Here is a 23,039-nt window from a genome sequence, read left to right as displayed (position 1 = left end):
CCATGCTGCAGTATAAGAAAGCCGAAGAGTGCCGTTTTGACGAACTCAGCCTCGGGGAGATCATGCTCCGCCTCGATCCGGGCGAGGGGCGGATTCACACCGCCCGCAGCTTCACCGTCTGGGAAGGCGGCGGCGAATACAACGTCGCGCGCGGATTGCGCCGCTGCTTCGGGCTGCGCACCGCGGTCGTGACCGCGTTTGCCGACAATGCGGTCGGCCGGCTCGTCGAGGATTTCATCCTGCAGGGCGGAGTGGCGACCGATTTCGTGAAGTGGGTGCCGTACGACGGCATCGGCAGGACGGTCCGCAACGGCCTTAACTTCGTCGAGCGCGGCTTCGGCTGCCGCGGCGCGAAGAGCTGTTCCGACCGCGGCAACACGGCGGTATCGCAGCTGAAGGCCGGAGATATCGACTGGGAGTATATCTTCGGCAGGTGCGGCGTGCGCCACTTCCACACCGGCGGCATCTTCGCGGCCCTGTCGGATACGACGCCGGATGTGGTCATCGAAGCGCTGAAGATTGCGAAGAAGTACGGCACGATCACGAGTTACGACCTGAACTACCGCCCGAGCCTCTGGAAGGCGATCGGCGGCGTCGAGCGCGCCCGTTCGGTCAACCGCGAGATTGCGAAATACGTCGATGTCATGATCGGCAACGAGGAGGATTTCACCGCCTGCCTCGGGCTTGAGGTCAAGGGAGTCGATGCGAATCTCTCGAAGCTCGACACCGCGAGCTTCCGGGCGATGATCGAAGAGGCCGTGAAACTCTATCCGAATTTCCAGGTCGTCGCCACGACGCTGCGCGCTGTCAAGTCCGCCAGCTGCAACGACTGGGGCGCGATCGCCTGGAAGGACGGCAAATTCGCCGAGGCGGTCCACCGCCCGAACCTCGAAATCTTCGACCGGGTCGGCGGCGGCGACAGCTTCGCTTCGGGCCTGATCTACGGGCTTATGACCACCGGAGACGTCGACTACGCGGTCAACTGCGGCGCGGCGCACGGCGCGCTGGCCATGACCACGCCGGGAGACACTTCGATGGCGACCTTCGACGAGGTTCAGAAACTCATGAAAGGCGGCGGCGCCCGCGTCGACCGGTAAAATCCGCATCGGAAACACGACCTCCGGTTGGCCGCAAGCAGCGTCCGTCCGGAGGTTTTTCGTTATTGCCGGTAAGATTGAGGCGGCGGAAGCGTCTTATTGAACAGGTAAGTGCAGATTCATTTTCGAAAGGAAGAGCTCATGAAACGCTTGTTGTTCGGTTTTCTCCTGCTGGCGACACTTTGTCAGGCCGCGCCGCCGCCGATCACGCTCGGCAGCCCGGTTTCGCTGCCGGCGGTCGGACTGCGTTTCCGCGCCTTCCGGGAGATGAAGCCGATGCCGCTGCCGATGCCGGCGATTCGCGCCGAGCGTCGCGGCGACGGCGCGAAGCTGCTCAGCAATCACGAATACTGGCGTTTCCGGCAGACCGCCGGAGTCTGGTTCAACGACAGCTGCGTCATCCGGGTCGGCACGGTGACCATCGCTCCGTTCGAGAAGCCGGAGCTGAAGCCCGAAAGCGAGCTCCTCGCCGAATTCACCGAGCTCGACCGGGAGCTGCCGGAGGAGCAGATGAAAAAGTGGGTCCGGCAGTTCGCCGCATCCGAAGTGCTTGAGGTGAAGCCGTTTTCCCAATCGCTGTACGGCTGTTCGGCGCAGGTTTACGAGCTGGAGGAGAGGGACGGCGCTCATCAGGTCGCCTATCTGCTCTCTCCCCGGACTGATCCGCTGCGGAAGGTCCTGCTCCTGTTCTCCATCGAAAAAAGCCGGTTCGACGACCGTGCGGAGCGCGTGATCCGGCAGACGCTCGGCAGCGTGCAGTTCGTGGCCCCGAGACGCGAAACCGTCTCTCTGGCCGAAGGGAACCGGAAAAAGGGGACGCCGGAGTATGAGGCGAGCCGGGCGCGGGTGATTCAGAGCATCCGGAATTTCCGCGACTGGTGGTATGTCGAGACCGACAACTATATTTTCGTCTCGAACCAGACCGACCGGCGCGCCATGACCCGGCTCCGCACCGAGCTCGAGAATGCCCGGGAGGTGTTTGCGGACTATTTCCCGCTCAAGATTCCGCTTCAGTCGGTCAGTGTGGTCCGCATCTTCAACAAGCGCGACCAGTACAAGGAGTATGTCGGCGCCGACATGCAGTGGTCGGGCGGCATCTGGACGCCTGCGCGACGGGAGCTGGTCATCTCTCCGCTGGACCGCGGCGCGCGCGATTCGGTCCAGCAGATGATCATGCGGCAGGTTGCGTTCCACGAGGGGTTCCACCAGTATCTGTACTTTGCGACCGGCGAGGCGCAGGCCGGCATGTGGTTCAACGAGGGGACGGCCCAGTTTTTCGAGGGGATCGAATTCCGTACCGGAAAGGGGATCGTTGTGCTGCCGCAATACATCGAACGGACGCTGACCGCTCTGTTCGACGGCGACCGGGTTCACGATATTGCGGCGCTGGTCAAAATGGACCGTACCGAATTCTACGGCGAAAAGCGGAACGTGAACTACCCGCTTGCGCAGGCGCTCGTCTACTATCTGTGGAAGGGCGCGCCGGTCGCCGGAAAACCGGAGTATGCGCAGATTCCGGTCCGCTACTACGACAAACTGGTCGAGACCCGGGATGCCGGTGCGGCCAACGCCGCCGCCTGGGAGGGCGTCGATTTGCAGCAGCTCGGCAGGGATCTGAGCCGGTTCTGGAACGATTCGAACCTGATTCGTCAGTCGATCCGCTACCAGCCGCCGGCGGCTCCGGCTGCGCCGCCGGCCGGACGGGGCGCGGCGGTCGGTTCGCGCCGATGACGGATTGATGGAGCGCCTTGTCCACTCAGCTCCTCCGCTTCGGGACGAACCGTTTTCTGCATGGTGTCGAGCTGAGTTCGCGGGGAGTCGCGGAACTGTTTGAAATCCGCCTTGCGGGGAGCGTGAACGCGATTCCGGGCAGCCGCAGAACAGTCAGGTCCCGGAGTGGAATCTGCCGCTTTTTTGGGATTTCTTCTGGTATTTCGGGAAACTGCGGCTATATTAAGAAAATTTCTGAATGGAAAGAGGGGGGATTCATGGCGCATCACTGGAAGCGGAAGCTGATCTACTTGTATGCCAAAATCGTGCGGGACGACGGGTCTCCCTCTTATATTGCGCGCGGCTGGGCGATCGGCATGTTCATCGGCTGCGTGATTCCGATGTCCGCGCAGCTGGTGATTTCGATTCCGCTTTCGTTCGTTCTGCGCGGCTCGAAGATCGGTGCGGCGCTCGGCACGTTCATCACGAATCCGGTTACGGTGCTTTTCATTTATCCGGCCCAGTGCTGGGTCGGCAACAAGATCATCGGCGGCGATTTGACCTGGGAGGCGACGGAGAAGGCGGCCCGGGGGATCGTCAAGCTGGATTTCTCCGGTTTCCTGCATCTCGGCGGCGACCTGATCGCCTCCTTCTTCATCGGCGGCTTCCTGCTGGCGGCGGTCTGTACGCCGATCACCTACTTCGGCGTGTACCATCTGGTTGTGCGCTATCGCCGCATCAAGGCGGCGCTCAAAGCCAAGCGCATGGCGCAGAAAGCGGAAAAAACGAAAGCTGAATAACGGAGCGCGGCGCTCCGTGCGGCTGCGGCTCCACCCGCCGCAACCCATGCTTGCCCGATGGCGGGGACTTGCTGAAGGCAGTCCGGTTCCCCCCCCTCCGCGGATTTCTGTCCGGAAGGGAGAGTGCGGCGTTCCGTGAATGCCGGACAGGCGCCGGAAGCCGGGGCGGCGTTTTTCGGACGGACCGCTCCGGTTCCGGGCAGGATCAGATGCGCCTGAAATGGTAGAGGGCGGCGCCTCCGTCGCGGTCGAAGCGCGGAACGTGGAAGCCGGCCTGCATCAGCATTTCGCCCGTAAAGCGCTCTCCGGTCTGCTCGAGCTCGTAAACCGCCGCCGGATCGAGTCCGCGCAGGCGGCAGCGGAAGACCGGGCCGTTCGGGATGTTGCGCGGCTGGACCATCGTGACCAGCGCCTCGGAGCGGTCGCGGGCGGCGTGCTCCCAGATCACGACGACCGTGGCGGGATCGAACGGATCGGTGATCCGGTGGAAATCTCCGCCGGTGACGAGACGGTTGTATTTATGATAGGCCGCCACCTGCTCGCGGATGAAGCTGCGCTCCTCTTCCGTCATTTTGTTCAGATCGAGCTCGTAGCCGAAGGTTCCGGAGAGCGCGACGATGCCGCGGGTCGGGAACGGATTCGTGCGGCCGGTCTGGTGGTTCGGGCAGTCCGAAACATGGGCGCCCATGGTCGAACACGGATAGAGCATGCTCGTGCCGTACTGGATCTTCAGCCGTTCGAGCGCGTCGGTGTCGTCGCTGGTCCAGATCTGCGGAACATAGTAGAGCATGCCCGCGTCGAACCGGCCGCCGCCGCCGGAACACCCTTCGATGAGGAGCTTCGGATAACGCTTCAGCAGCCGCTCGTGCAGCTCGTACATGCCGAGCACGTAGCGGTGCGCGATCTCCTTCTGGCGTTCGGGCGGGACCGCGGCCGAGCCGACTTCGGTCAGATGGCGGTTCGCGTCCCATTTGATGTACTCGATGTTCGCGCTGTCGAGAATGCCGGTGATGACGCCGAAGAGGTAGTCGACCACCTCCGGGCGCGACATGTCGAGCACAAGCTGGTTGCGTCCCTCGGAAGCGCCGCGGCCCGGCACATGCAGACACCAGTCCGGATGCGCGCGGTAGAGTTCGCTGTCGCGCGAAATCATCTCCGGTTCGAACCAGAGCCCGAACTTGAGCCCGAGTCTGTTGACCTCGCTGACGAGCCGGCCGAGCCCGCCTTTGAGCTTCGACTCGTTGACGAACCAGTCGCCGAGGCTGGTGCGGTCGTCATCGCGCTTGCCGAACCAGCCGTCGTCGAGCACGAGCATCTCGATGCCGAGATCGGCCGCATCCTTCGCGATGGCGAGGAGCTTCTCTTCATTGAAGTTGAAGTAAGTCGCTTCCCAGTTGTTGACCAGGATCGGCCGCTTGCGGTCCTTCCAGTAACTGCGGATCAGGTGATCGTGGAAGAGATTGTGGAAGGTGCGGCTCATATCGCCGAGGCCGTCGGCCGAGTAGACGAGGAGCGCCTCGGGAGCAGTGAAGCTCTCGCCGGGAGCGAGGACCCACTCGAAGGTGCGTTCGTTGATGCCGATCTGGGCGCGCAGCAGGTTGAACTGGTCGAGCTCCAGCTCCGCCGCGAAGTTGCCGCTGTACAGCAGCGTGATGCCGTAGGCTTCGCCGGCCGTCTCCGTCGTCTGCGGGGCGGCGAGGGCGAAGAACGGATTCTGCTGATGGCTCGAAAGTCCGCGCACCGACTCGATGACGGTGCGGGTGTGAGAGAGCTTCCGCCGTTCGACGGCGCGTTCGCGCCCCCACGCGCCGGGGAGGTGCAGCAGCTCGAAATCCGCGCCCGGAAAATCGACGGAAGCGCTGGAGAGCTTCTCAATCCGGACGGTTTCGCCGGAGCGGTTCACGACTTTCGCCGCCCGGGCGATCGCGTTGTATTTCGTGAATGTGCTGTAAAGAAGGATGAATTCGACATCGCTCGCAGCGTCGTGGAGCGAGAGTTCGAGCGTATCGACTTCGCCGTCGGCTCCGAAGGTGGCCGGCAGCCCCTCCAGGGTCGGCTTGCCCTTGTAGATCTTGTGGGAACGGTATTTGAAGTCGGTGACCGTATGGCCGTTCTCCTGCCGGACGATGACGCCGGGGGCGTGGAAGTCGCCGATGCCGTTCGTGCCGAATTCCTGCGGAATCACGTCGCGCGATTCGGGGGCCTGAGTTCCGGGCGCGGCGGGCGAAAAGGCGCGGTCCATCGGCCGGTACAGGTATTCGAGCGCGTCGGAGTCGATTTTTCCGCCGTAGCAGAGATGGGCGATATAACCGTTGGGCTCAATCAGGAACGCATAGGTGGAGTTCCCCGCGTCGAGCTTGAACACCCGGTTTTTTTCATTGAATGTGATCGGCATGGCGATTCCTCTGTATGAGTGTATGATGTTGATATACAAAAAAATTTATGTAATATACCCCGGAAAATCCGGATTTTCAAGCGCTTGACGCACATTGTGCCGATGCATTTTACCGCCGTCCTTCCGCCGGGGGGCGGAATGCCGAAAAAATGACGGAACGAATTTGTATCCGGACGAGTTCGGGTGTAAATTACCCCCATGACGATGCAACTGATTGAAAGGCCCGGTTTACAATGAATTACAGGATTGAAATTTCGCCGCTGCCGCAGTGGCGCGACGCCCGCGGGGAGGGCGTGAAGAAGCAGATCGAGAAATTCTTCGGCTTCCCGGTGGAGAAGGTCTGGACCCGCGATATCTACACGATTGCGGCCGATATTACGGAAAAGGAAGCGCAGAAAGTTGCGGAACTTCTTTACAATCCGGTGCTTCAGGGGTGGCGGGTTACGGCTGCGAAATCCGAGAATTTCCAGGAGCTTCCGGAGTGCGAATATCTGGTTGCGGTCGGTTTCCGTCCGGGCGTGACTGACAATGTCGGCCGCTCGGCCAAGTCCGCCGTCGGCGATATCCTCGGCCGGAAGCTCGGCGAGGACGAGGCCGTCTTCAGCTCGACAGAATATCTGTTCTACGGCAGCAAACTCACGCGGGAGCAGGCCGGGACGATCGCGTCGAAGCTGCTGGCGAATGAGCTGATCCAGACCGTCCGGGTGCTCTCCGGCGAAGAGGTCGCCGACGGGATTCCGATGAATCTGCCGTTTGTGACCGCCGTCAACGACGTGAAGGTGCGCGAGTACGATCTCGAAGTCTCCGACGACGAGCTTATGGAGATCAGCCGCAAGGGCATTCTCGCGCTGTCGCTCGACGAGATGAAGGCGATCCAGAACTACTTCCGCAAGGCGGAGAACCGCGCGGAGTACGGTCTCGGGAAGAACCCGACCGACGTCGAGCTCGAAGTCATCGCCCAGACCTGGAGCGAACATTGCAAACACAAGATTTTCGCCGCAAAGGTCGATTATACGGACGAGGAGACCGGCGAGAAGCAGGAGATCACCTCCTGCTACAAAACCTTCATCCAGAAGAGCACGAAGGAGATCGGCGAAAAGGTCGACTTCCTCGTTTCGGTCTTCAAGGACAACGCCGGCGTCATCAAATTCAACGACAAGGTCGATCTCGTCTACAAGGTCGAGACGCACAACAGCCCGTCGGCGCTCGACCCGTACGGCGGCGCGATGACCGGGATCGTCGGCGTGAACCGCGATCCGCTCGGCACCGGGCAGGGGGCCGATCTGCTGATCAACGTCTGGGGCTACTGCCTCGGTTCGCCGTTCACCGACGACAAGGATGTGCCGGAGGGGCTGCTGCACCCGCGGCGGCTGCGCGACGGCGTCCACAAGGGCGTGATCGACGGCGGCAACCAGTCCGGCATCCCGTACGGCAACGGCTTCGAGTATTTCGATGCGCGCTACATCGGCAAGCCGCTGGTTTACTGCGGCACGGTCGGCACGCTGCCGAAGGCGGTCAACGGCGTTCCGGGCTGGACCAAGAAGATCGAGCCGGGCGACCTCATCGTCATGGGCGGCGGACGCATCGGCAAGGACGGCATCCACGGCGCGACCTTCTCAAGCGAGGAGCTGCATAAGGACAGTCCCGTGCAGGCCGTGCAGATCGGTGACCCGATCACCCAGAAGAAGCTCGGCGATTTCATCCGCGAAGCGCGCGACCGCGGGCTCTACCGCTTTATCACCGACAACGGCGCGGGCGGCCTTTCGTCCAGCGTCGGCGAGATGGCCGAGCATTGCAACGGCTGCCGCATGGATCTTGCGAAGGCGCCGGTCAAGTACGCCGGGCTTCAGCCGTGGGAGATTCTGGTTTCGGAGGCGCAGGAGCGCATGAGCTTCGCGGTTCCGCCCGAAAAGATCGAAGAATTCAAGGCGCTCGCGGCCGAACGCGACGTCGAAGTGTCGGTCCTCGGCGAATTTACCGATGACGGCAAGTTCCATATGCAGTACGACGGCAAGACCGTCTGCCTGCTCGACCTCGAATTCATGCATGACGGCCTGCCGCAGATGCACCTGAAGGCGGTCTGGAAGGCGCCGAAGTTCGAGGAGCCGGATCTCTCGACGCGCGACTATGCCGAAGACCTCGTGAAGATGATGGGGCGGCTCAATCTCTGTTCCGACGAATACAAGGCGCGCCAGTACGACCACGAGGTGAAGGGGTTGAGCGTCGTGAAGCCGTTCGTCGGCAAGTTCCGCGACGTTCAGGGCGATGCGACGGTGACCATGATCGAACCGCTGTCGACCGAGGGCGTCATTCTCTCGTCGGCTCTGCTGCCGCGTTACAGCGACATCGACACCTACCACATGGCGGCGAGCGAGATCGATCTCGGCATCCGCCGGGTCATCGCGGTCGGCGGCAAACTCGACCGGCTCGCCTGCCTCGACAACTTCTGCTGGCCGGATCCGGTTCGGAGCGAGAAGACGCCGGACGGCGAATACAAGCTCGCGCAGCTGGTCCGCGCGAATCAGGCACTGGCAGACTACACGAAGGCGTTTCTGGTTCCGTGCATCTCGGGCAAGGACTCGATGAAGAACGACAGCACGCGCGGCGGACGCAAGATTTCGATTCCGCCGTCGCTCCTGTTCAGCATGATTGCGAAGATGGACGACGTGTCGAAGGCGGTGACGCCCGATGCGAAGCAGCCGGGCGACCTCGTTTACGTGATCGGCATGACCCGTCCCGAGCTTGGCGGCAGCGAATATTTCGCGATGCTCGACGCGCTCGGCAACAACGTTCCGAAGGTTGACGCCGGGAAGGCGAAGGCGATTTACAAGGCGGTTTCGGCTGCGACGGAGGCCGAACTGGTCCATTCGCTGACCACGCCGGCGCTGGGCGGCCTGGCCGTGGCGTTTGCGCGGACCGCGATGGCGGGCCGTCTCGGGCTCGAAATCGACCTTGACGCGATTCCGGCCGAGAACTGCAGCGATCTTGAGAAGCTTTTCTCGGAGTCGAACAGCCGGTTCGTTGCGACGGTTCCGCCGGCGAACCGCGCGGCTTTCGAGGAGAAGCTCAAAGGCGTGACCTGCGCCCTGATCGGGACGGTCACGATGCGGAACGAACTGATTCTTCGTTCCAGGAACGGCAGGAAGACGATTGCACTCGATGCGTTGCTCGAGGAGTATAAGGGCACGCTCGATTCCATCTAACCGGGAGTTTTCAGGAGAGGCGCCGGAGACGGAGGTTCCGGAAGATTCCCCGCATATACTCAGGAAAGCGAGGTCGGAAATGGAGGAGAATACCGGCACGAAGCAGGAGACTGAGGAAGAGCGCGTCAATGCGCTCATCGAGCAGAATCTCAGACTGGTGCAGAAGATTGCGAACGACTTTCTCGGGCGCGGCCTGTCCTGGGAGGACCTGGTTTCGGAGGGGAACCGCGGTTTGATCACCGCGGCCCATAAGTTTGATCCGTCGCGCGGTGCGCGTTTCAGCACGTACAGCGCGTGGTGGATCAAACAGGCGATCCGCCAGGCGATCGCCGAGCAGGCCCGCACGGTGCGGGTTCCGATCGGCACGCAGATCAACTGGCGGCGAATCCGCAAAGTGGCGAAGGAGCTGACCGAAAAGCTCGGGCGCGAACCGACTGACGAGGAGGTGGCCGCGGAGGCGAAGCTTCCGGTCGCGACGATCCAGCGGCTGCGCAGCAGCAACCAGGTCGAGGTCCATTCGCTGAATGCGCCGGTCTCCGGAGAGGAGTCCGAGAGCGGCGAATTCATGGAGTTCGTCTATGATGAGACCGCACCGGGCCCGGACCAGGAACTGATCAACCTCGAGGACGTCGAGCAGCTGCTCGCGCTGCTCGAGACGCTGCCGGAGCGCGAGAAGCAGGTGCTTCGCCTGCGGTTCGGGCTCGACGGCGAACCGGTCCGCACGCTCGAAGAGGTCGGCGCCATCATCGGCTGCACGAACGAGCGGGTCCGCCAGATTCAGAATCAGGCGCTGCGGAAGCTGCAGCAGCAGATCATAAAAATGAAGTGATGAAATGAGTTTGTTCCCGTATCCGGAAGGGGCGCTGCTGATGGCGCCTCTTTCGGGTTATACTGATTTGCCTTACCGCCGGGCGGCACGGAAGTGCGGCTGCGTTTACGCCTTTACCGAGATGGTCGATGCCGCGTCGCTCGCCTATGCCCGGAAACGATCGGAGTCGATGCTGCTGCGCGGCGGCGACGAGCCGTTTCTCGGCGTCCAGCTGGTCGGCGCGAACGAGGAGCATCTGAAAATCGCGCTCGACGTGCTGAACGAATACGAGTTCGACGTGCTCGACTTCAATCTCGGCTGCCCGGTTCCGAAAGTTGCGAAGAAGGGGGCCGGAGCTGAGCTCGGGCGGCATATCGACCGGGCATTGGCTTGTTTCTCCCTGTTCCGGGAGCGCTCGAAGCATGTGCTGTCGGCCAAGATCCGCATTGTCGACGCGGAGGACCCGGCTCCGACGCTGGCGCTGGCGAAGGGGCTGGCGGAGCTCGGCGCGCAGGCGATCACCGTGCATGGCCGGATCAAGGAGGCGTTTTATGCCGGGCCGGTCGCCTACGGCATCATCCGGCAGGTCCGCGAAGCGCTGCCGGGAGTGCGGATCGTGGCGAACGGCGGCGTGACCGGACGGGAAAAATACGATGAGATCCGGCGCGAAACCGGCTGCGGCGCGGTCATGCTCGCGCGCGGTGCGATGGGGAATCCGTGGCTGTTTCGCGAGCTTGCCGAGGGCGACGCCTACCGTCCGCCGACGATCGCGGAGTGGCTGGAACTCATGCGCGCGCATATCGGCGAAATGATCGGCCTGTACGGCGAGGAGCCCGCGATGCGGATCGCCCGGAAGATCCTGCACGACTATTTCCGCGGGCGCGGCTTTCACAGTGAAATCCGCTCGCGCATCTCGTTTCTGGGAACGAAAGCCGAATTCGACGCATTTCTGGAGGCGGTTCCGGCCGCCCATTCCGAGACTTATTGGAGCCGCCCCGGCGCGGAGCGCCGGCTGCGTCGCGAGGAGAGTGCGGCGGAATGACCTGGACCGCGTTTTTTCTGGTGTTCGGCGCATCGATCCTGCATGCGAGCTGGAATTTCATTTCGAAGAGCAAACGGCCGTCGGCCGCTTTTTACATGCTCGCTTCGATGACCTCCGTGCTGCTCTGTTTTCCGATGCTGCTGTTTTCGGGATTGGATGCTGCGGCCCTGCCGTGGCGCTTCTGGCTCTGCTTTCTGGCGAGCGGGATGTGCGAGTGCATCTATTTCCTCGGGCTTTTCCGGGCTTACAGCCGCAGCGACATTTCGATGGCTTACCCGCTGGCGCGGGCGCTGCCTGTGCTGATGACTGCGGCGGTCACGCTGCTGTTCGGGCTCGGCAGGGCGCCCGGTGCGGGAGCGCTTTTCGGTATGCTGGTCATTTCGGTCGGCTGCCTGCTGCTGCCGCTCCGGAGCCTGCGCGAATTCCGGCTGAAGAGCTATCTTTCCCCGGCCGTCGCCGCGATTCTGATTGCCGCCGCCGGAACCACCGGATACACGGTTTTCGACAGCATGGCGGTTCCGTACCTGGAAAATCAGGTCGGGGCTGCGTTGTTCCAGAGCGGCGCTTATCTGTTCGGCATCGAGTCGATGATTGTGATCGGGCTCGGCTTTTATGTGCGGAGCCGGCCGCGTGAGCGGGTTGCGTTCCGGCAGCTGTTCCTGAAATCGGTTTACCCGCCGCTTTGCGGGCTCTGCGCGTCGGGCTGTTACGTCCTGATCCTGCTTTCGATGCGTTTCGTGAGCAACGTCAGCTATATTCAGGCGTTCCGGCAGTTGAGCCTGCCGTTCGGCGTGCTGGCCGGGATCTTCCTGCTGCGCGAACCGCGCTACCCGGTCAAGCTCTGCGGCATCGGCATGGTCATTCTCGGGCTTGTCCTGGTTTCACTGCTCTGATCGTTCCCGTTGCCGAAAGAGATAGAGCAGCCCCGAATAGACGGCGGCCAGGGCAATTCCGATAACGGCGGTCAGGCCCGGAGAAGTTTCCCGGATAAAAAGATAAATTGCCCAGGAGCCGATGTAGATCGTCCATAGTATTGCGATGCTGATGAAAAGCCCGAGCTGACACCAGCGGACAAGAAACATGGTTCCGAGTGTGAGGGCGATCAGAAGGCCGTAGAACATCGGGATCATGAGAAGGAATGCGGCAAAAATCAGGGCGATGAGAAATGCCGCTCCGGCGGAAAGCGGATTTTCGCATTTCCGGGTGGATTCATGCAGGCAGGCAAACCCGAACAGGAGCCGGATTGCGAACAGCGAAAGCTGCAGAACTGTCGGTGATACTCCCGGACCGGAGAACAGTGCGGCCATGAAGAGATTCTCCCTCTGTTCAGCGACGATAAAAAAGAAGAAAATAGACGATCCAGAACAGCGCATACTGAACTGCCCAGACCGCGGCGGTCAGTATCAGCGCCGGCCGGAACCTGATCTTGCACCATTTTGTCAGCAGCAGAAGGAGCAGCAGCACACCGATGACGCCGAAGGTGTGCGGAATCAGGTGACCGAGAATCCCCGTGCCGGAGAGAAGCAGCACCCGTTTCCGGCTCAATTCCAGATTGAATTTTTTCCCGCAGCGGCGCAGCAGGAACGCGCCGGCGGCGAACGACGCTCCGAAGAAGGCGGTCAGGTAAAACAGCAACATGATCGAACTGGTGAATTCCCGCATCCTGTCAGCTCCGGCTATGAGAAGTGGATTCCGGGGCGAAGCGGAACGCGGTTTCGGTGTAAGCGGGAGAGGCGGCCGGAGACAATGGGGCGGTCATGCGAATATCCTCCAAATGTTAATGAAACAGCGATATGAGCCACATCAGGATCAGCAAAGGCAGGAAAAGCCCGCCGAGCACCATCAGCAGGCTCGGGACCACGTCGCAATCGTATTTTTTGATCAGCAGCGACAGGACTGCGTAAGCCGGGAGGATGATTCCGGCAAACTGAATCCGGTAATAATGTGATCGGAGATAGATGGAACTGGAATGAAAAATGGAAAAAAGCATCACCAGGAAGGCGAGCAGGGCCGCCGCCGCCAGCGCTTCCTTCCACGAAAGCGGCCGCTCCGTCCGCAGTGAACCGAAAAAGAAAAGCGGGAAACTGATGACGCCGTACAGAATCAGCAGATAGAGGGGAGTAAGACCACTTTGAACAAGCAGAGGGAACGGATTCATTTTCGGTTGTCCTCCCGGCCCGATCCCCTTTTCCGGCGGGCCTGCTGGTCATGCGGTTCGCGGTGATGGCACTTCATGAATTCTCCCGGAGCTGACCTCAGCCGGCGATGCAGGAACGCAGCGCCAAATGGATGAAAAACGGAGCGAACATCGCGCCGAGCATCAGCAGGAGGCTCGGGCTGACCTCGCAGTCGCACCATTTGATCAGCAGTGAAAGGGTGACGAAGGCCGTTCCCGCCAGCCCCAGGATTCCCGCGAACGAAAGGAGAATCGAGCAAGCTGACATGACCAGCGCCACCGTCAGCGATTCGCCCCATGTCAATGGCTGCCGGGTCAGCTTCGACCCGAAGAAAAAGACGCAGAATGCGATGCCGGCCTGGAGAATAATGGCGATCAGCAAAGTCAGAATAAACATGGGTCCATTCCCTCCTGTTTCATCAAATGTTCCGCCGTTCCGGAGACATTCTGCTGTTATGACGTGTGAATGCCGCCCGCTCTTATCGTTTTTTTTATTTTTTTGCGAAAAAAAGCGGGAGGAAAAACTCCTCCCGCCCCGGCGTCGCTCAGTTGCGGATGCGCCTCGCATTGGCTTTGCCGATGTAGAACGCCTTGATGTTGTTCTTGACCACGTGCTCCTTCTCGTGGAAGCAGTCCATGATCGCCTCCTCGAAGACCCGGTCGAAATCGGCCTTGTCCTCGTCGTCGAGGAACAGGTCGCACATCATGACCGCCACGGCCCCGAGCAGCACCGAATTCGCATACTTCAGGTCGCCGAGCTGTTTGGCGAGATCCGAGGCCGGCAGCGTGTAGATGACCCGCTCCTGCACCTCTTCCGGGCAGCTGCCGTTCGACTCGTCGTAGAGCAGGATGCCGTTCCGCTTCAGCGTCGGCAGGTACTTTTCGAGCGCGGGCTGGTTCAGCGCGATCAGAAGGTTGCACTCCTTGTCGACCACCGGGGAACCGATCGGATTCCGGCTCAGCACGACCGAGCAGTTCGCGGTTCCGCCGCGCATCTCCGGGCCGTAGCTCGGCAGCCACGAGACGTTGAAGTTCCGCAGCTTGCCCATCGTGGCGAGCATGTAACCGAGACTCAGCACCCCCTGTCCGCCCGAGCCGCAGAGCTTGATCCGCCGCTCGGACTGGAAGATGCGCGACGGGTTGCGGAACGATTCGCTGACTCCGTCCGCCACCCGGACCGGATACAGCAGCTCGCGCACCGCCGTCGGCTCGTAGATGCCCTCCGGCCTCGAGATCGGGTCGCGGCTTTCGGCGGCATCCTTGTAGACGCCGAGCGGAAAATAGCGGCTCATCTGGTTGTCGAGGAATTCGTTCATCTCCCGCGCGCCCATTTTCAGGTTGACCGGGCAGCCGGAGAGCAGTTCGACCAGCGAGAACCCCTTCCGCTCGATGCTGTTGGTCAGCGCCTTGCGGATCGCGAGCCGCGCCTTGCGGATCTTCTGCACCGTCGACAGCGCGCAGCGTTCGACGTAAACCGGCGCGTCGAGCGCCGCGACCGTTTCGGAGACCTTCAGCGGATACCCCTCGCTTGTGACGCTGCGCCCCAGCGGACTGGTCTGGGTCTTCTGGCCCGGCAGTGTGGTCGGCGCCATCTGCCCGCCGGTCATGCCGTAGATCGCGTTGTTCACGAAGAACACCGCCATGTTTTCGCCGCGGTTCGCGGCCTGCAGGATGTGGTTGAAACCGATCGAGGCAAGGTCGCCGTCCCCCTGGTACGAGATCACGAGGTTGTCGGGATTCGCCCGCGCGAGCCCGGTTCCGACCGCCGGAGCGCGTCCGTGCGGCGCCGAGATGCCGAAGCAGTCGAAATAGTAGTAGCTGAACACGGCGCAGCCGACCGGCGCGATGATGATCGTCTTGTCCTTGATTCCGAAATCCTCGATCGCCTCGGCGATGAGCTTGTGCAGGATGCCGTGGCCGCAGCCGGGGCAGTAGTGCATATTCGTCTTGACCGGCCCCGGACGGCGTTCGAAGCTCGGGAAAAAGCCGTTGGAACGGCCGTAAAGTACTTTTTCGCTCATGATGCTCATGCCTCCTTCGCGCCGATGGCCGCGATGGTCCGCGCCACGATTTCGTCGATGGTCGCAATGTTGCCGCCCATGCGGTTGATCAGGTGAACCGGCCGGTCGCAGCTGATCGCGAGCTTTACGTCGTCGATCATCTGCCCGTCGCTCATTTCGACTGCGATGAACTCCTTTGCCTGCGTCTGCTTGCGGATCGCGTCAACCGGGAACGGCCAGAGCGTGACCGGGCGCAGCAGCCCGGCTTTGATCCCCTTCGCACGCAGCTCGTCGACCGCCGAGCGGCAGAGCCGCCCCGAGATGCCGTAGCCGATCAGGACGACTTCGGCGTCTTCGGTTCTGTACTCCTCGCTGCGCTGTTCGGCGCTGCGGATCGCGGCATATTTCGCCTGCAGTTTCCGGTTCACGGCTTCAAGGTCGTCGTGCTCGAGGAAAATCGAGCTGATCATGTTCGTGCGCGGCTTCGTGACGTCGAGCGCCCACTCCGGAATCGGCGCCCGGCCGGGCAGCGGCTCCGGCAGCGTGACCGTCTCCATGGTCTGGCCGATCACGCCGTCTGTCAGCAGATAGACGACGATGCGGTATTTTTCGGCCAGCTCGAAGGCGAGGCGCGGGAAGTCGCACATCTCCTGCGCCGAGGCCGGCGCGAGCACGATGCAGCGGTAACTGCCGTGCCCGCCGCCTTTGACGACCTGATTGTAGTCGGACTGCTCCGGCCCGATGTTGCCGAGCCCGGGGCCGCCGCGCATGATATCCACCACGAGTGCGGGCAGTTCGCTGCCGGAGAGATAGCTGATTCCCTCCTGCTTCAGGCTGATTCCGAGCCCCGAACTCGCGGTCATCGCGCGGCGGCCGTTCGCGGCGGCGCCCATGACCATGTTGATCGCGGCGATCTCGCACTCCGCCTGCAGGAACGTGCGCCCGAGCTTCGGGAAACAGCGCGCCGCGGTGTGGGCGATTTCGCTGGCCGGCGTGATCGGGTAGCCGAAGAAGCATTCGCATCCGGCGAGCAGCGCGCCGTAGACCACGGCTTCGTTGCCCTTCAGCAGCATTCGATTCGTGTAGTCCATCATGCCTCCGCGCTTTCGATCTGAACGACGGTGATGGCACCGGGCTCGGGGCAGGTCAGAAAACAACCGCCGCAGCCGATGCACTCCTGCTCCGTCCGAATCACGAACGGGACTCCGAGTCTGTTTAACTGCACACCCATTTTGAGTACGCTGCGCGGACAGGCGATGACGCACCGTTCGCACCCCTTGCACTCATCGGGCGCGATCCGCACCTCGAAGGTTTTTTTACTCATGAATCTGTTCTCCTCTCTCTTCCGGCCGGCGGATGCACCTTCGGCGCAAAGCTTCCGGCGCCGCTGTTCCGGGAATTCCGCCGCCGCCGGAGAGCGCATCTGCCGTTGCAGCAATGCGTTTTCGGGAGTTCTCCCCGGCGGAAAGCGGTTTGTGTACGGTTCTATTTTAAAGCGGAACCTTGACGCTTTGAACGATTTCCGCAACGATCTCCTGCGCCGACACACCGGCATAGCGGGTCTTGGCATCGACCACGAGACGGTGCGACAGCACGAGCGGTGCAAGTTCGCGGACGTCGTCCGGCAGCACGAATTCGCGGCCGCTGATCAGGGCCAGCGAGCGCGAACAGTCGGCCAGGCGGATCGCGGCGCGCGGACTCGCCCCGAGCGTCAGCCGCGCATCGCGGCGGGTCGATTGGACAATGGTGAGCAAATAGGCCGAGACCGACGCCTCCATGCCGACCTTCTTCATGTCCGCCTGCAGATCGAGCACCTCCTGGCAGCTGATTTCGGGCTTCAGCGATTCGAGCGGGTCGATGTGACGGCGGTCGTAGAGCATTTCGCGTTCGGCTTCTTCATCCGGATAACCGAGCGTCAGGCGCATCGCGAAGCGGTCGAGCTGCGCCTCCGGCAGCGGGTAGGTCCCCTGATATTCGATCGGGTTCTGGGTTGCGATGACCATGAACGGCGCTTCGAGAATCCGGCTCTGCCCGTCCGGCGAAACCTGATGCTCGCACATGCACTCGAGCAGCGCCGACTGGGTGCGCGGCGAGGCGCGGTTGATTTCGTCCGCCAGCAGGATGTTCGTGAAGACCGGGCCGGGCCGGAACTGGAACTGCCCCGTGCTCGGGTTGTAGATCGAGGTTCCGGTGATGTCGGCCGGCAGCAGGTCCGGCGTGAACTGAATGCGGCTGAACTTCGCGTCGACCAGCCGGGCGAGCGCCTTGGCCAGCGTGGTTTTGCCCACGCCCGGCACATCGTCGAGCAGAATGTTGCCGCCGGCCACGAAGGCGGTCAGCAAATGGCGGATCACATCGGCCTTGCCGCGGATGATCCGATTCAGCTCGGATTCAACAACTGCGAGTTTTTCTATCGGTGTCGGCATTTTGTCTTGTCTCTTTCCTGTGCGGAACCCGTCAGAACCAGCTGCCGTCATAATTGAACGTGCCGGTCTCCTGACTGTTCCAGTGAGCGTTTTGCAAATCGTAATAATCGTAGACTCCGGCCAGCCGCGGCACGGAGTGAATCTTCTGCGGGTAGAGCCGGGTGAGGCCGCTGCGCTTGTCGAAGCGGATGACAAAACCGTTGCCGCGTGCGTCCCGCAGCTCCCCTTCCGCCGGAATCCGCGCCCGGGTGATGAGCAGAACCGGCCGGCCGTAGCGGTAAAGTTCGACCGGCAGGACCGATTTGTCCCGCAGCGCTTCGACCGACTCCTTTTCGAGTTCGAGGTGCGCGGTCGCCCGCGTCACGCCGAAGCGGGAAAGTTCGAGCGCCGCCATCGAATTGCAGACCGGCAGCGGCGGCGAGGCGATGATTTCGTTCCCGCGATATTTCTCAAGCAGCGCGAGCGCGTAGAGCGAGGTGATCCGGAAGCGGCGGATGCCGGAGGCAGCCGCGTTCCGGACCGCCCGGCGCACCGACTCGAGCTTCTCCTCCGGACAGAACTCCGGCAGGATCGCTTCATTGCTCAGCTTGTTGAAGTCGAAAACGCCGCAGGCGCGGATCGCCTTCCGGTTGCCGGGCTCCGCGCCGTTCGGTTTCATCGCCACGGTTTCGGTCAGGTGCTCCGGCAGCGTGTAGGCCGGCTTCATCTCAAGATAGGCGCGGCGGAACTTTTCCAGCCCGACCGCGGACTCCCGGAAGGTGCTGCCGGGCCGGAGCACGCTCTTCACTTCGTCCCAGAAGGCGCGGCGCAGCGATTTCAATTCACTCGCCGGCAGAAAATAGCCGCCGTCTATTTCGCAGCGGAAGCTGCCGAGCGCGAACTGCTCCGAATCGGCCGCCGCGAACTCCTTTTCGAGCGTCTCCGCCGTGACCGGACGCGACGAGGCCGCCTGAAGCGAAAGGGCGCGTTCCCAGTGCGGGAACGGCGCATTCGTAAGTTCGATTTCAATTTTTGAGGCCGTGAGCTTCAAGGCGAGGTTCAGCTTTTCGCGCGGCGGCGGCAGGGCCGCAAGTTCCTTCGAGTAATCCGCAAAGCTTTCGCCGATCTTGAAGACGAGCCCGCCGGGCGCGACCGGCTTGTCGCAGAGCACGAGCACCCGCTGTCCCGGCAGCGCCTTGCGGGCCGGTTCGTTGTCGACGAACATCCGGGTGACGGTCAATGCCGGCCCTTCGTCGCCGGACTGCGGCTGGACGCGCACGCGGTCGCCGAGAAACAGCCGTTTCGAGGTCGTGAAACCGAAGCCGTTCTCACGCAGCTCGCTGACGGAGCCGCAAAGCTGCCCCGCCGCGCCGAGCGAATCATGCGAAATCAAGGTGTCGCCGGACTCCTTTGTGTAGAAGCCGAGCGACCATTTGCGGCCGCACCCCTTCGAAAGCATGTTGCGCGCCTCTCCGAGACGTTTCGCAAATTCGTCCGGCGGTGCGTCGAGCAGCATCCGGTAGGCGCCGACCGTCTGCTTCACATAGTCCGGCTGCTTCAGCCGCCCTTCGATCTTCAGCGATTCGATGCCGAGTTCGCGCAGCTGCGGCAGCAGCTCGATCGTGCAGAGGTCCTGCGGTGAAAAGAAGAAACCGTTGCCCCCTTTGCCGAAATAGCGTCGGCGGCACGGCTGTTTGCATTTGCCGCGGTTGCCGCTGTAACCGCCGAGATACGAAGAGAACAGGCACGCTCCCGAAAGCGAGGCGCAGAGCGCGCCGTGCACGAAAACCTCGAGTTCGAGCTTCGTCGACCTGCGGACCGCCGCGATCTCCTCGAGCGTCATCTGCCGCTCGAGCACGACCCGGGTTACGCCGAGCTTTTCCGCGACTTCGAGTCCGGCTGAGTTGTGGAATCCCATCTGGGTCGAGGCATGCAGCACGAGCTTCGGGAAATATTCGCGCGCCATGCGGATGATGCCGAGGTCCTGGACCAGCAGCGCATCGGGCCCCGTCTCCTCGAGCATCGCGAGCGTTTCGGCCACTTCGGGCAGCTCGGACTCTTTGACGAGCGTATTCAGCGTAAGGTAGACCTTCCGGCCGAGCCGGTGGGCGTGCGCGATGATCTGGCTCATGCGTTCCGGCGTGAAATTTTCGCCGCGCTCGCGGGCGTTGAATTTGGCCAGTCCGGCGTAAATCGCATCCGCCCCCGCCTCAAACGCCGCCAACGCGCAGGCGGGACTGCCCGCCGGCGCCAGCAGTTCGGGATTCGGCCGAACGCCGGAATTGGTTGTTATCTTCATTCTTCAGGAATCTTTCCGTTTTTCTAACTATATGGCAACTTCCGTAAAAATCAATGCGGGTTCGTCGAATTTTTCTCAAATTCGGCAGAGCAGCGCGCCGAGCGCCGCCGAGCCGAAGATCGTGACCATGATGCTGCATTTGTTCCGGTAGAGCACCCAGCCGGACAGGAGGAAGATCGGCAGTGCGCCGAGGCAGAGCCGGAACGGGCCGTGATAAGCCTCGAGCTTCCCCGTGGCGAGCTCGGTCAGGTACGCCCACGGCAGCGGAGCCGTGAAGAGCGAGAGCTCGAGGTAGATGACCGTCGTGGCGGCCATGAGCCCGATCGTGACCGGGCCGATTCCGTCCATGATGCCGCGGACGACCGGGCTCTCCTCCCACCGCGCGAGCGAGCGCAAGGCGAGCTGCATCAGCAGGTAGCTCGGCAGCAGGAGCCCGATCGTGCAGATCAGCGCTCCGAAGTATCCGCCCTGCCGGAAGCCGAGGAAAGTCGCAAGATTCACGCCGATCGGCCCCGGCGTGACCTGCGAGATCGCGGCGAAGTCGCTGAGCTCGTGCAGCGTGAGCCAGTGGCGCGAGTCGACGAGCTCCTGGATATAGAGGGGCATCAAAGCGCTGCCGCCGCCGAAGCAGAGCAGCCCGAACCAGCAGAAAAGCAGAAACAGCGTTATGATTTCGGCCATGCCGCTTTCGGTGTTCACGGTGTTCTTCCGCAGCTGCTGCCGGATGCCGTGCGCCGTGCCGACCGCGATGCCCGCTCCGAGCAGAATGGCGGGATTCACGGCGTAGAAATAGACCGCTTCGATCGTGAACAGCGCCGCGCCGAGCCCGATCGCGCCGCGGATGACCTTCGGCCAGAGCCGGACGATCGCGACGATGGTCAGTGCCGAAAGCGCGGTCCGCACACCGATGAAGGCGCCCTGCACGTAGAGATTCTCCATCGGGATCACGCCGAAGCCGAGCGACACGAGGCAGATGATGATGTAGGAGGGCAGCGCTACGGCGACCAGCGCCGCCAGTGCTCCCCACTGTCCGGCGGTGCGGTAGCCGACGTAGATCGCCGCGTTCCCGGCCGTGAGCCCCGGAATGGCCTGGATCACGGTCAGCATTTCAAGCAGTTCGCCGTCCTTCAGCCAGCGCAGCTTCCGCACGAAGATCTCCTCGGCCGCGAGGATGATCGCATAGCCGCCGCCGACCACGAAGAGCGCGATTTTGAAGAAGTTCCAGAAAAGCAGCCGGATTCGTTTGCCGAACGGCACGTTTGCAAGTTCCGATTCCATTCTCTCTATTCCAGGCGGATGCGCGGGTCGGCCCACGCGTAAGCGAGGTCGGCGAGCAGATTCATGACGACGAAAAGGATCGCGCTCGTGATGACCAGCGCCTTCAGGAGCTGAAGGTCCGAATTGTAGAGCGCATCGACCCCGGCGAAGCCGAGGCCCGGAATTCCGAAGAACGATTCGAGCAGCAGGCTGCCGGTGAACAGGAACGGCAGCGCCGCGCTGGCCCGCGTGATGATCTGGATCGCCGCGTTGCGGAGCAGGTGCTTCCCGTAAACCCTGAACGGCGACAGCCCCTTGGCCGCTGCGGTCCGCAGGTATTCGCGCCGCAGCTCGTTCACGAAGACCGTGCGGTAGAAGCGGACGTTCCCGCCGATGCCGCAGAGAATGCCGACCAGGACGGGCAGACAGAGATACGCGATCCCCTCGAAGCCCCAGACCGGGAACAGGTCGTAATAATACCCGAGGAACCATTGCGCGAAGATGATGACCACGAGGTACGACACGCTCATCCCCGCCACCGAAACCAGCACGAGTGCGCGGTCGATCAGCGTATCCTTGAACGCGGCGGCGACCAGGGCGAGCGCGAGCCCGATGACGAGTTCGCCGAGGAAGATCGGCAGCATGAGGCAGAGCGACGGCCAGACGCCGCGCAGCAGGATCGTCGAGATCGGTTCCCGCGTGGTGATGGTTTTTCCGAAGTCGAGAATCCGGAGGTACGGGAACTCGGGCGTGAAGCTCACGATCTCCTTCACTGCCCGCAGGAACTGCGAATTCCACGGCGACTCCTGAATCCGGTAGAACGTGATTTCCTCCAGGCCGGTCACGGGAGTCCTGAAGGGTTCGCCGTCCAGAGTGAATTCGGTGTAGCCCGTCTGGCCGGAGCGGACCGTCCGGCAGGCGTATTCAGGCAATTCGAACTGCGGGGTTACGACCAGATAAGGGCCCTTGATTCCGTCCGGTTCGCTGATCGAAACGCCGGGCTGCAGCGCTTCGCCCGCCTTCCACGACGGCAGGGCCTCCGTCTTGCAGTAGCGCCCGTAGAAGAGCGGCAGATCCGCGCCGAGCTCGCGGCGCAGCGAGTCGACCTCTTCGGGGCGGGCGTTTTTGCCGAGCACCGCGGCGGCGGGGTCCCCCGCCGCGACGTTGAACAGCGCAAAAGTCAGGAGCACCACACCCAGCAGGATCAGTACGGAATAGAGCGTTCTGCGGATGATAAAATTCAACATATTATAAAATAGGTGCGAAAGCGCGTTTTTGCAATTGAAAAAGCATGTTTCCGGCGGTAAAATATAGCATGACCAATTCAACGGAACCAATGCTGCTGCTGCACGTCTGCTGCGCTCCCTGCGCCGCAGGCTGCGTCGAGCGTCTGCTCGAAACCGGGCGCGAGGTCCGGCTCTACTACTCGAACAGCAATATCACGACGAAGGAGGAGTTCGAACGCCGCCTCGATTCGGTTGAACGGCTGGCCGGAATCTTCGGCCTTGCGCTCGAGGTCGATCCGTATGATCACGACGGCTGGCGGGGCGCGGTCGCCGGCTTCGAATCCGAGCCGGAGCGCGGGCTGCGCTGTCCGCTCTGCTTCGGCTGGTCGCTCGGGCGGACTGCCGGACGCGCCGCCGCGCTCGGCGCGAATTTCGCTACGACCCTGACCGTGAGTCCGCACAAGCCGAGCCGGGTGATCTTTGAGACCGCTTCGATCTGGAAGCATTTCGAACCGTGGGATTTCAAAAAGAAGGACGGGTTCCGGCGCAGCCGGGAGCTTGCCCGGGAGCACGGTTTTTATCTGCAGAATTTCTGCGGCTGCGAATTTTCGGAGAGGTGAC

20 protein-coding genes are annotated in these 23,039 nt (G+C 62.3%); 8 read left to right on the top strand and 12 right to left on the bottom strand.

What is annotated here, in order from left to right; all coding sequences use genetic code 11:
* Positions 1–2 precede the first annotated feature (2 nt).
* The 3 genes from FYJ85_RS01080 (at position 3) to FYJ85_RS01070 (ending at position 3,607) form a co-directional block, all read left to right on the top strand.
* On the top strand, positions 3–1,097 hold the full coding sequence (locus FYJ85_RS01080; protein ID WP_106053185.1) for a sugar kinase: 1,095 nt from the start codon (positions 3–5) through the stop codon (positions 1,095–1,097).
* Positions 1,098–1,238: 141 nt separating this feature from the next.
* Entirely contained in the window at positions 1,239–2,828 is a 1,590-nt protein-coding gene (locus FYJ85_RS01075; RefSeq protein WP_154416707.1) for a DUF1570 domain-containing protein, read from the top strand.
* A gap of 257 nt (positions 2,829–3,085) precedes the next feature.
* A complete protein-coding gene (locus FYJ85_RS01070; protein WP_154416706.1) occupies positions 3,086–3,607 on the top strand; it encodes a DUF2062 domain-containing protein in 522 nt (173 codons plus the stop codon).
* Positions 3,608–3,812: 205 nt separating this feature from the next.
* On the opposite strand, the gene FYJ85_RS01065 is transcribed toward FYJ85_RS01070, so the two are convergent.
* Positions 3,813–6,002, bottom strand: a complete 2,190-nt coding sequence (locus FYJ85_RS01065) for an alpha-galactosidase (protein WP_106053182.1) — start codon at positions 6,000–6,002, stop codon at positions 3,813–3,815.
* A gap of 233 nt (positions 6,003–6,235) precedes the next feature.
* Here FYJ85_RS01065 and FYJ85_RS01060 point away from each other — a divergent pair, with 233 nt between their 5' ends.
* The 4 genes from FYJ85_RS01060 to FYJ85_RS01045 all read left to right on the top strand — a co-directional run bounded on the left by FYJ85_RS01060 (position 6,236) and on the right by FYJ85_RS01045 (position 11,948).
* Entirely contained in the window at positions 6,236–9,205 is a 2,970-nt protein-coding gene (locus FYJ85_RS01060; RefSeq protein WP_154416705.1) for an AIR synthase-related protein, read from the top strand.
* A gap of 79 nt (positions 9,206–9,284) precedes the next feature.
* Positions 9,285–10,034, top strand: coding sequence for a sigma-70 family RNA polymerase sigma factor (locus tag FYJ85_RS01055; protein WP_158703925.1), 750 nt, complete (start codon positions 9,285–9,287; stop codon positions 10,032–10,034).
* Between the two features lie 4 nt (positions 10,035–10,038).
* Positions 10,039–11,055: a tRNA dihydrouridine synthase gene (locus FYJ85_RS01050; RefSeq protein ID WP_154416704.1), complete on the top strand. Its 1,017-nt coding sequence runs from the start codon at positions 10,039–10,041 to the stop codon at positions 11,053–11,055.
* Positions 11,052–11,948 carry a GRP family sugar transporter gene (locus tag FYJ85_RS01045; RefSeq protein WP_154416703.1) on the top strand — a complete coding sequence of 299 codons (897 nt, stop codon included), beginning with the start codon at positions 11,052–11,054 and terminating at the stop codon, positions 11,946–11,948. The genes FYJ85_RS01050 and FYJ85_RS01045 overlap by 4 nt, the downstream gene beginning before the upstream one ends.
* Here the strand turns inward: FYJ85_RS01045 and FYJ85_RS01040 are convergent.
* From FYJ85_RS01040 to FYJ85_RS00990, 11 genes are all read right to left on the bottom strand, one after another.
* Entirely contained in the window at positions 11,937–12,362 is a 426-nt protein-coding gene (locus FYJ85_RS01040) for a hypothetical protein (protein WP_154416702.1), read from the bottom strand. The genes FYJ85_RS01045 and FYJ85_RS01040 overlap by 12 nt on opposite strands.
* A gap of 19 nt (positions 12,363–12,381) precedes the next feature.
* On the bottom strand, positions 12,382–12,717 hold the full coding sequence (locus FYJ85_RS01035; RefSeq protein WP_154416701.1) for a hypothetical protein: 336 nt from the start codon (positions 12,715–12,717) through the stop codon (positions 12,382–12,384).
* A gap of 115 nt (positions 12,718–12,832) precedes the next feature.
* Positions 12,833–13,213: a hypothetical protein gene (locus tag FYJ85_RS01030; RefSeq protein ID WP_154416700.1), complete on the bottom strand. Its 381-nt coding sequence runs from the start codon at positions 13,211–13,213 to the stop codon at positions 12,833–12,835.
* A gap of 97 nt (positions 13,214–13,310) precedes the next feature.
* Entirely contained in the window at positions 13,311–13,628 is a 318-nt protein-coding gene (locus tag FYJ85_RS01025; RefSeq protein WP_154416699.1) for a hypothetical protein, read from the bottom strand.
* Between the two features lie 148 nt (positions 13,629–13,776).
* Positions 13,777–15,252, bottom strand: a complete 1,476-nt coding sequence (locus FYJ85_RS01020; protein WP_106055698.1) for a 2-oxoacid:acceptor oxidoreductase family protein — start codon at positions 15,250–15,252, stop codon at positions 13,777–13,779.
* A 5-nt stretch (positions 15,253–15,257) separates the two neighbouring features.
* Positions 15,258–16,325 carry a 3-methyl-2-oxobutanoate dehydrogenase subunit VorB gene (gene vorB / locus FYJ85_RS01015; protein ID WP_206212908.1) on the bottom strand — a complete coding sequence of 356 codons (1,068 nt, stop codon included), beginning with the start codon at positions 16,323–16,325 and terminating at the stop codon, positions 15,258–15,260.
* A complete protein-coding gene (locus FYJ85_RS01010) occupies positions 16,322–16,555 on the bottom strand; it encodes a 4Fe-4S dicluster domain-containing protein (protein WP_106055696.1) in 234 nt (77 codons plus the stop codon). The genes vorB and FYJ85_RS01010 overlap by 4 nt, the downstream gene beginning before the upstream one ends.
* A gap of 166 nt (positions 16,556–16,721) precedes the next feature.
* Positions 16,722–17,657: an AAA family ATPase gene (locus FYJ85_RS01005; RefSeq protein ID WP_106053173.1), complete on the bottom strand. Its 936-nt coding sequence runs from the start codon at positions 17,655–17,657 to the stop codon at positions 16,722–16,724.
* Positions 17,658–17,688: 31 nt separating this feature from the next.
* Positions 17,689–19,935 (bottom strand): U32 family peptidase, encoded by a 2,247-nt coding sequence (locus tag FYJ85_RS01000; protein WP_154416698.1) that lies wholly within the window; start codon positions 19,933–19,935, stop codon positions 17,689–17,691.
* Between the two features lie 75 nt (positions 19,936–20,010).
* A complete protein-coding gene (locus FYJ85_RS00995; protein ID WP_154416697.1) occupies positions 20,011–21,213 on the bottom strand; it encodes a chromate transporter in 1,203 nt (400 codons plus the stop codon).
* A 5-nt stretch (positions 21,214–21,218) separates the two neighbouring features.
* Positions 21,219–22,439, bottom strand: a complete 1,221-nt coding sequence (locus FYJ85_RS00990; RefSeq protein WP_154416696.1) for an ABC transporter permease — start codon at positions 22,437–22,439, stop codon at positions 21,219–21,221.
* Positions 22,440–22,507: 68 nt separating this feature from the next.
* Between FYJ85_RS00990 and FYJ85_RS00985 the strand changes: the two genes are divergently transcribed.
* Positions 22,508–23,038 (top strand): epoxyqueuosine reductase QueH, encoded by a 531-nt coding sequence (locus FYJ85_RS00985; protein ID WP_158703924.1) that lies wholly within the window; start codon positions 22,508–22,510, stop codon positions 23,036–23,038.
* Position 23,039: the final 1 nt, after the last annotated feature.

Source organism: Victivallis lenta (assembly GCF_009695545.1).
In the GTDB taxonomy this organism is placed as follows: domain Bacteria; phylum Verrucomicrobiota; class Lentisphaeria; order Victivallales; family Victivallaceae; genus Victivallis; species Victivallis lenta.
This window is presented reverse-complemented; position numbering and strand designations above follow the sequence as displayed.

Excerpts from the sequence above, each read along its gene's own strand:
- FYJ85_RS01080 (WP_106053185.1), top strand. The coding sequence starts at position 3 with ATGCTGCAGTATAAGAAAGCCGAAGAGTGCCGTTTTGACGAACTCAGC.
- FYJ85_RS01075 (WP_154416707.1), top strand. The coding sequence starts at position 1,239 with ATGAAACGCTTGTTGTTCGGTTTTCTCCTGCTGGCGACACTTTGTCAG.
- FYJ85_RS01070 (WP_154416706.1), top strand. The coding sequence starts at position 3,086 with ATGGCGCATCACTGGAAGCGGAAGCTGATCTACTTGTATGCCAAAATC.
- FYJ85_RS01065 (WP_106053182.1), bottom strand. The coding sequence starts at position 6,002 with ATGCCGATCACATTCAATGAAAAAAACCGGGTGTTCAAGCTCGACGCG.
- FYJ85_RS01060 (WP_154416705.1), top strand. The coding sequence starts at position 6,236 with ATGAATTACAGGATTGAAATTTCGCCGCTGCCGCAGTGGCGCGACGCC.
- FYJ85_RS01055 (WP_158703925.1), top strand. The coding sequence starts at position 9,285 with ATGGAGGAGAATACCGGCACGAAGCAGGAGACTGAGGAAGAGCGCGTC.
- FYJ85_RS01050 (WP_154416704.1), top strand. The coding sequence starts at position 10,039 with ATGAGTTTGTTCCCGTATCCGGAAGGGGCGCTGCTGATGGCGCCTCTT.
- FYJ85_RS01045 (WP_154416703.1), top strand. The coding sequence starts at position 11,052 with ATGACCTGGACCGCGTTTTTTCTGGTGTTCGGCGCATCGATCCTGCAT.
- FYJ85_RS01040 (WP_154416702.1), bottom strand. The coding sequence starts at position 12,362 with ATGGCCGCACTGTTCTCCGGTCCGGGAGTATCACCGACAGTTCTGCAG.
- FYJ85_RS01035 (WP_154416701.1), bottom strand. The coding sequence starts at position 12,717 with ATGCGGGAATTCACCAGTTCGATCATGTTGCTGTTTTACCTGACCGCC.
- FYJ85_RS01030 (WP_154416700.1), bottom strand. The coding sequence starts at position 13,213 with ATGAATCCGTTCCCTCTGCTTGTTCAAAGTGGTCTTACTCCCCTCTAT.
- FYJ85_RS01025 (WP_154416699.1), bottom strand. The coding sequence starts at position 13,628 with ATGTTTATTCTGACTTTGCTGATCGCCATTATTCTCCAGGCCGGCATC.
- FYJ85_RS01020 (WP_106055698.1), bottom strand. The coding sequence starts at position 15,252 with ATGAGCGAAAAAGTACTTTACGGCCGTTCCAACGGCTTTTTCCCGAGC.
- vorB (WP_206212908.1), bottom strand. The coding sequence starts at position 16,325 with ATGATGGACTACACGAATCGAATGCTGCTGAAGGGCAACGAAGCCGTG.
- FYJ85_RS01010 (WP_106055696.1), bottom strand. The coding sequence starts at position 16,555 with ATGAGTAAAAAAACCTTCGAGGTGCGGATCGCGCCCGATGAGTGCAAG.
- FYJ85_RS01005 (WP_106053173.1), bottom strand. The coding sequence starts at position 17,657 with ATGCCGACACCGATAGAAAAACTCGCAGTTGTTGAATCCGAGCTGAAT.
- FYJ85_RS01000 (WP_154416698.1), bottom strand. The coding sequence starts at position 19,935 with ATGAAGATAACAACCAATTCCGGCGTTCGGCCGAATCCCGAACTGCTG.
- FYJ85_RS00995 (WP_154416697.1), bottom strand. The coding sequence starts at position 21,213 with ATGGAATCGGAACTTGCAAACGTGCCGTTCGGCAAACGAATCCGGCTG.
- FYJ85_RS00990 (WP_154416696.1), bottom strand. The coding sequence starts at position 22,439 with ATGTTGAATTTTATCATCCGCAGAACGCTCTATTCCGTACTGATCCTG.
- FYJ85_RS00985 (WP_158703924.1), top strand. The coding sequence starts at position 22,508 with ATGACCAATTCAACGGAACCAATGCTGCTGCTGCACGTCTGCTGCGCT.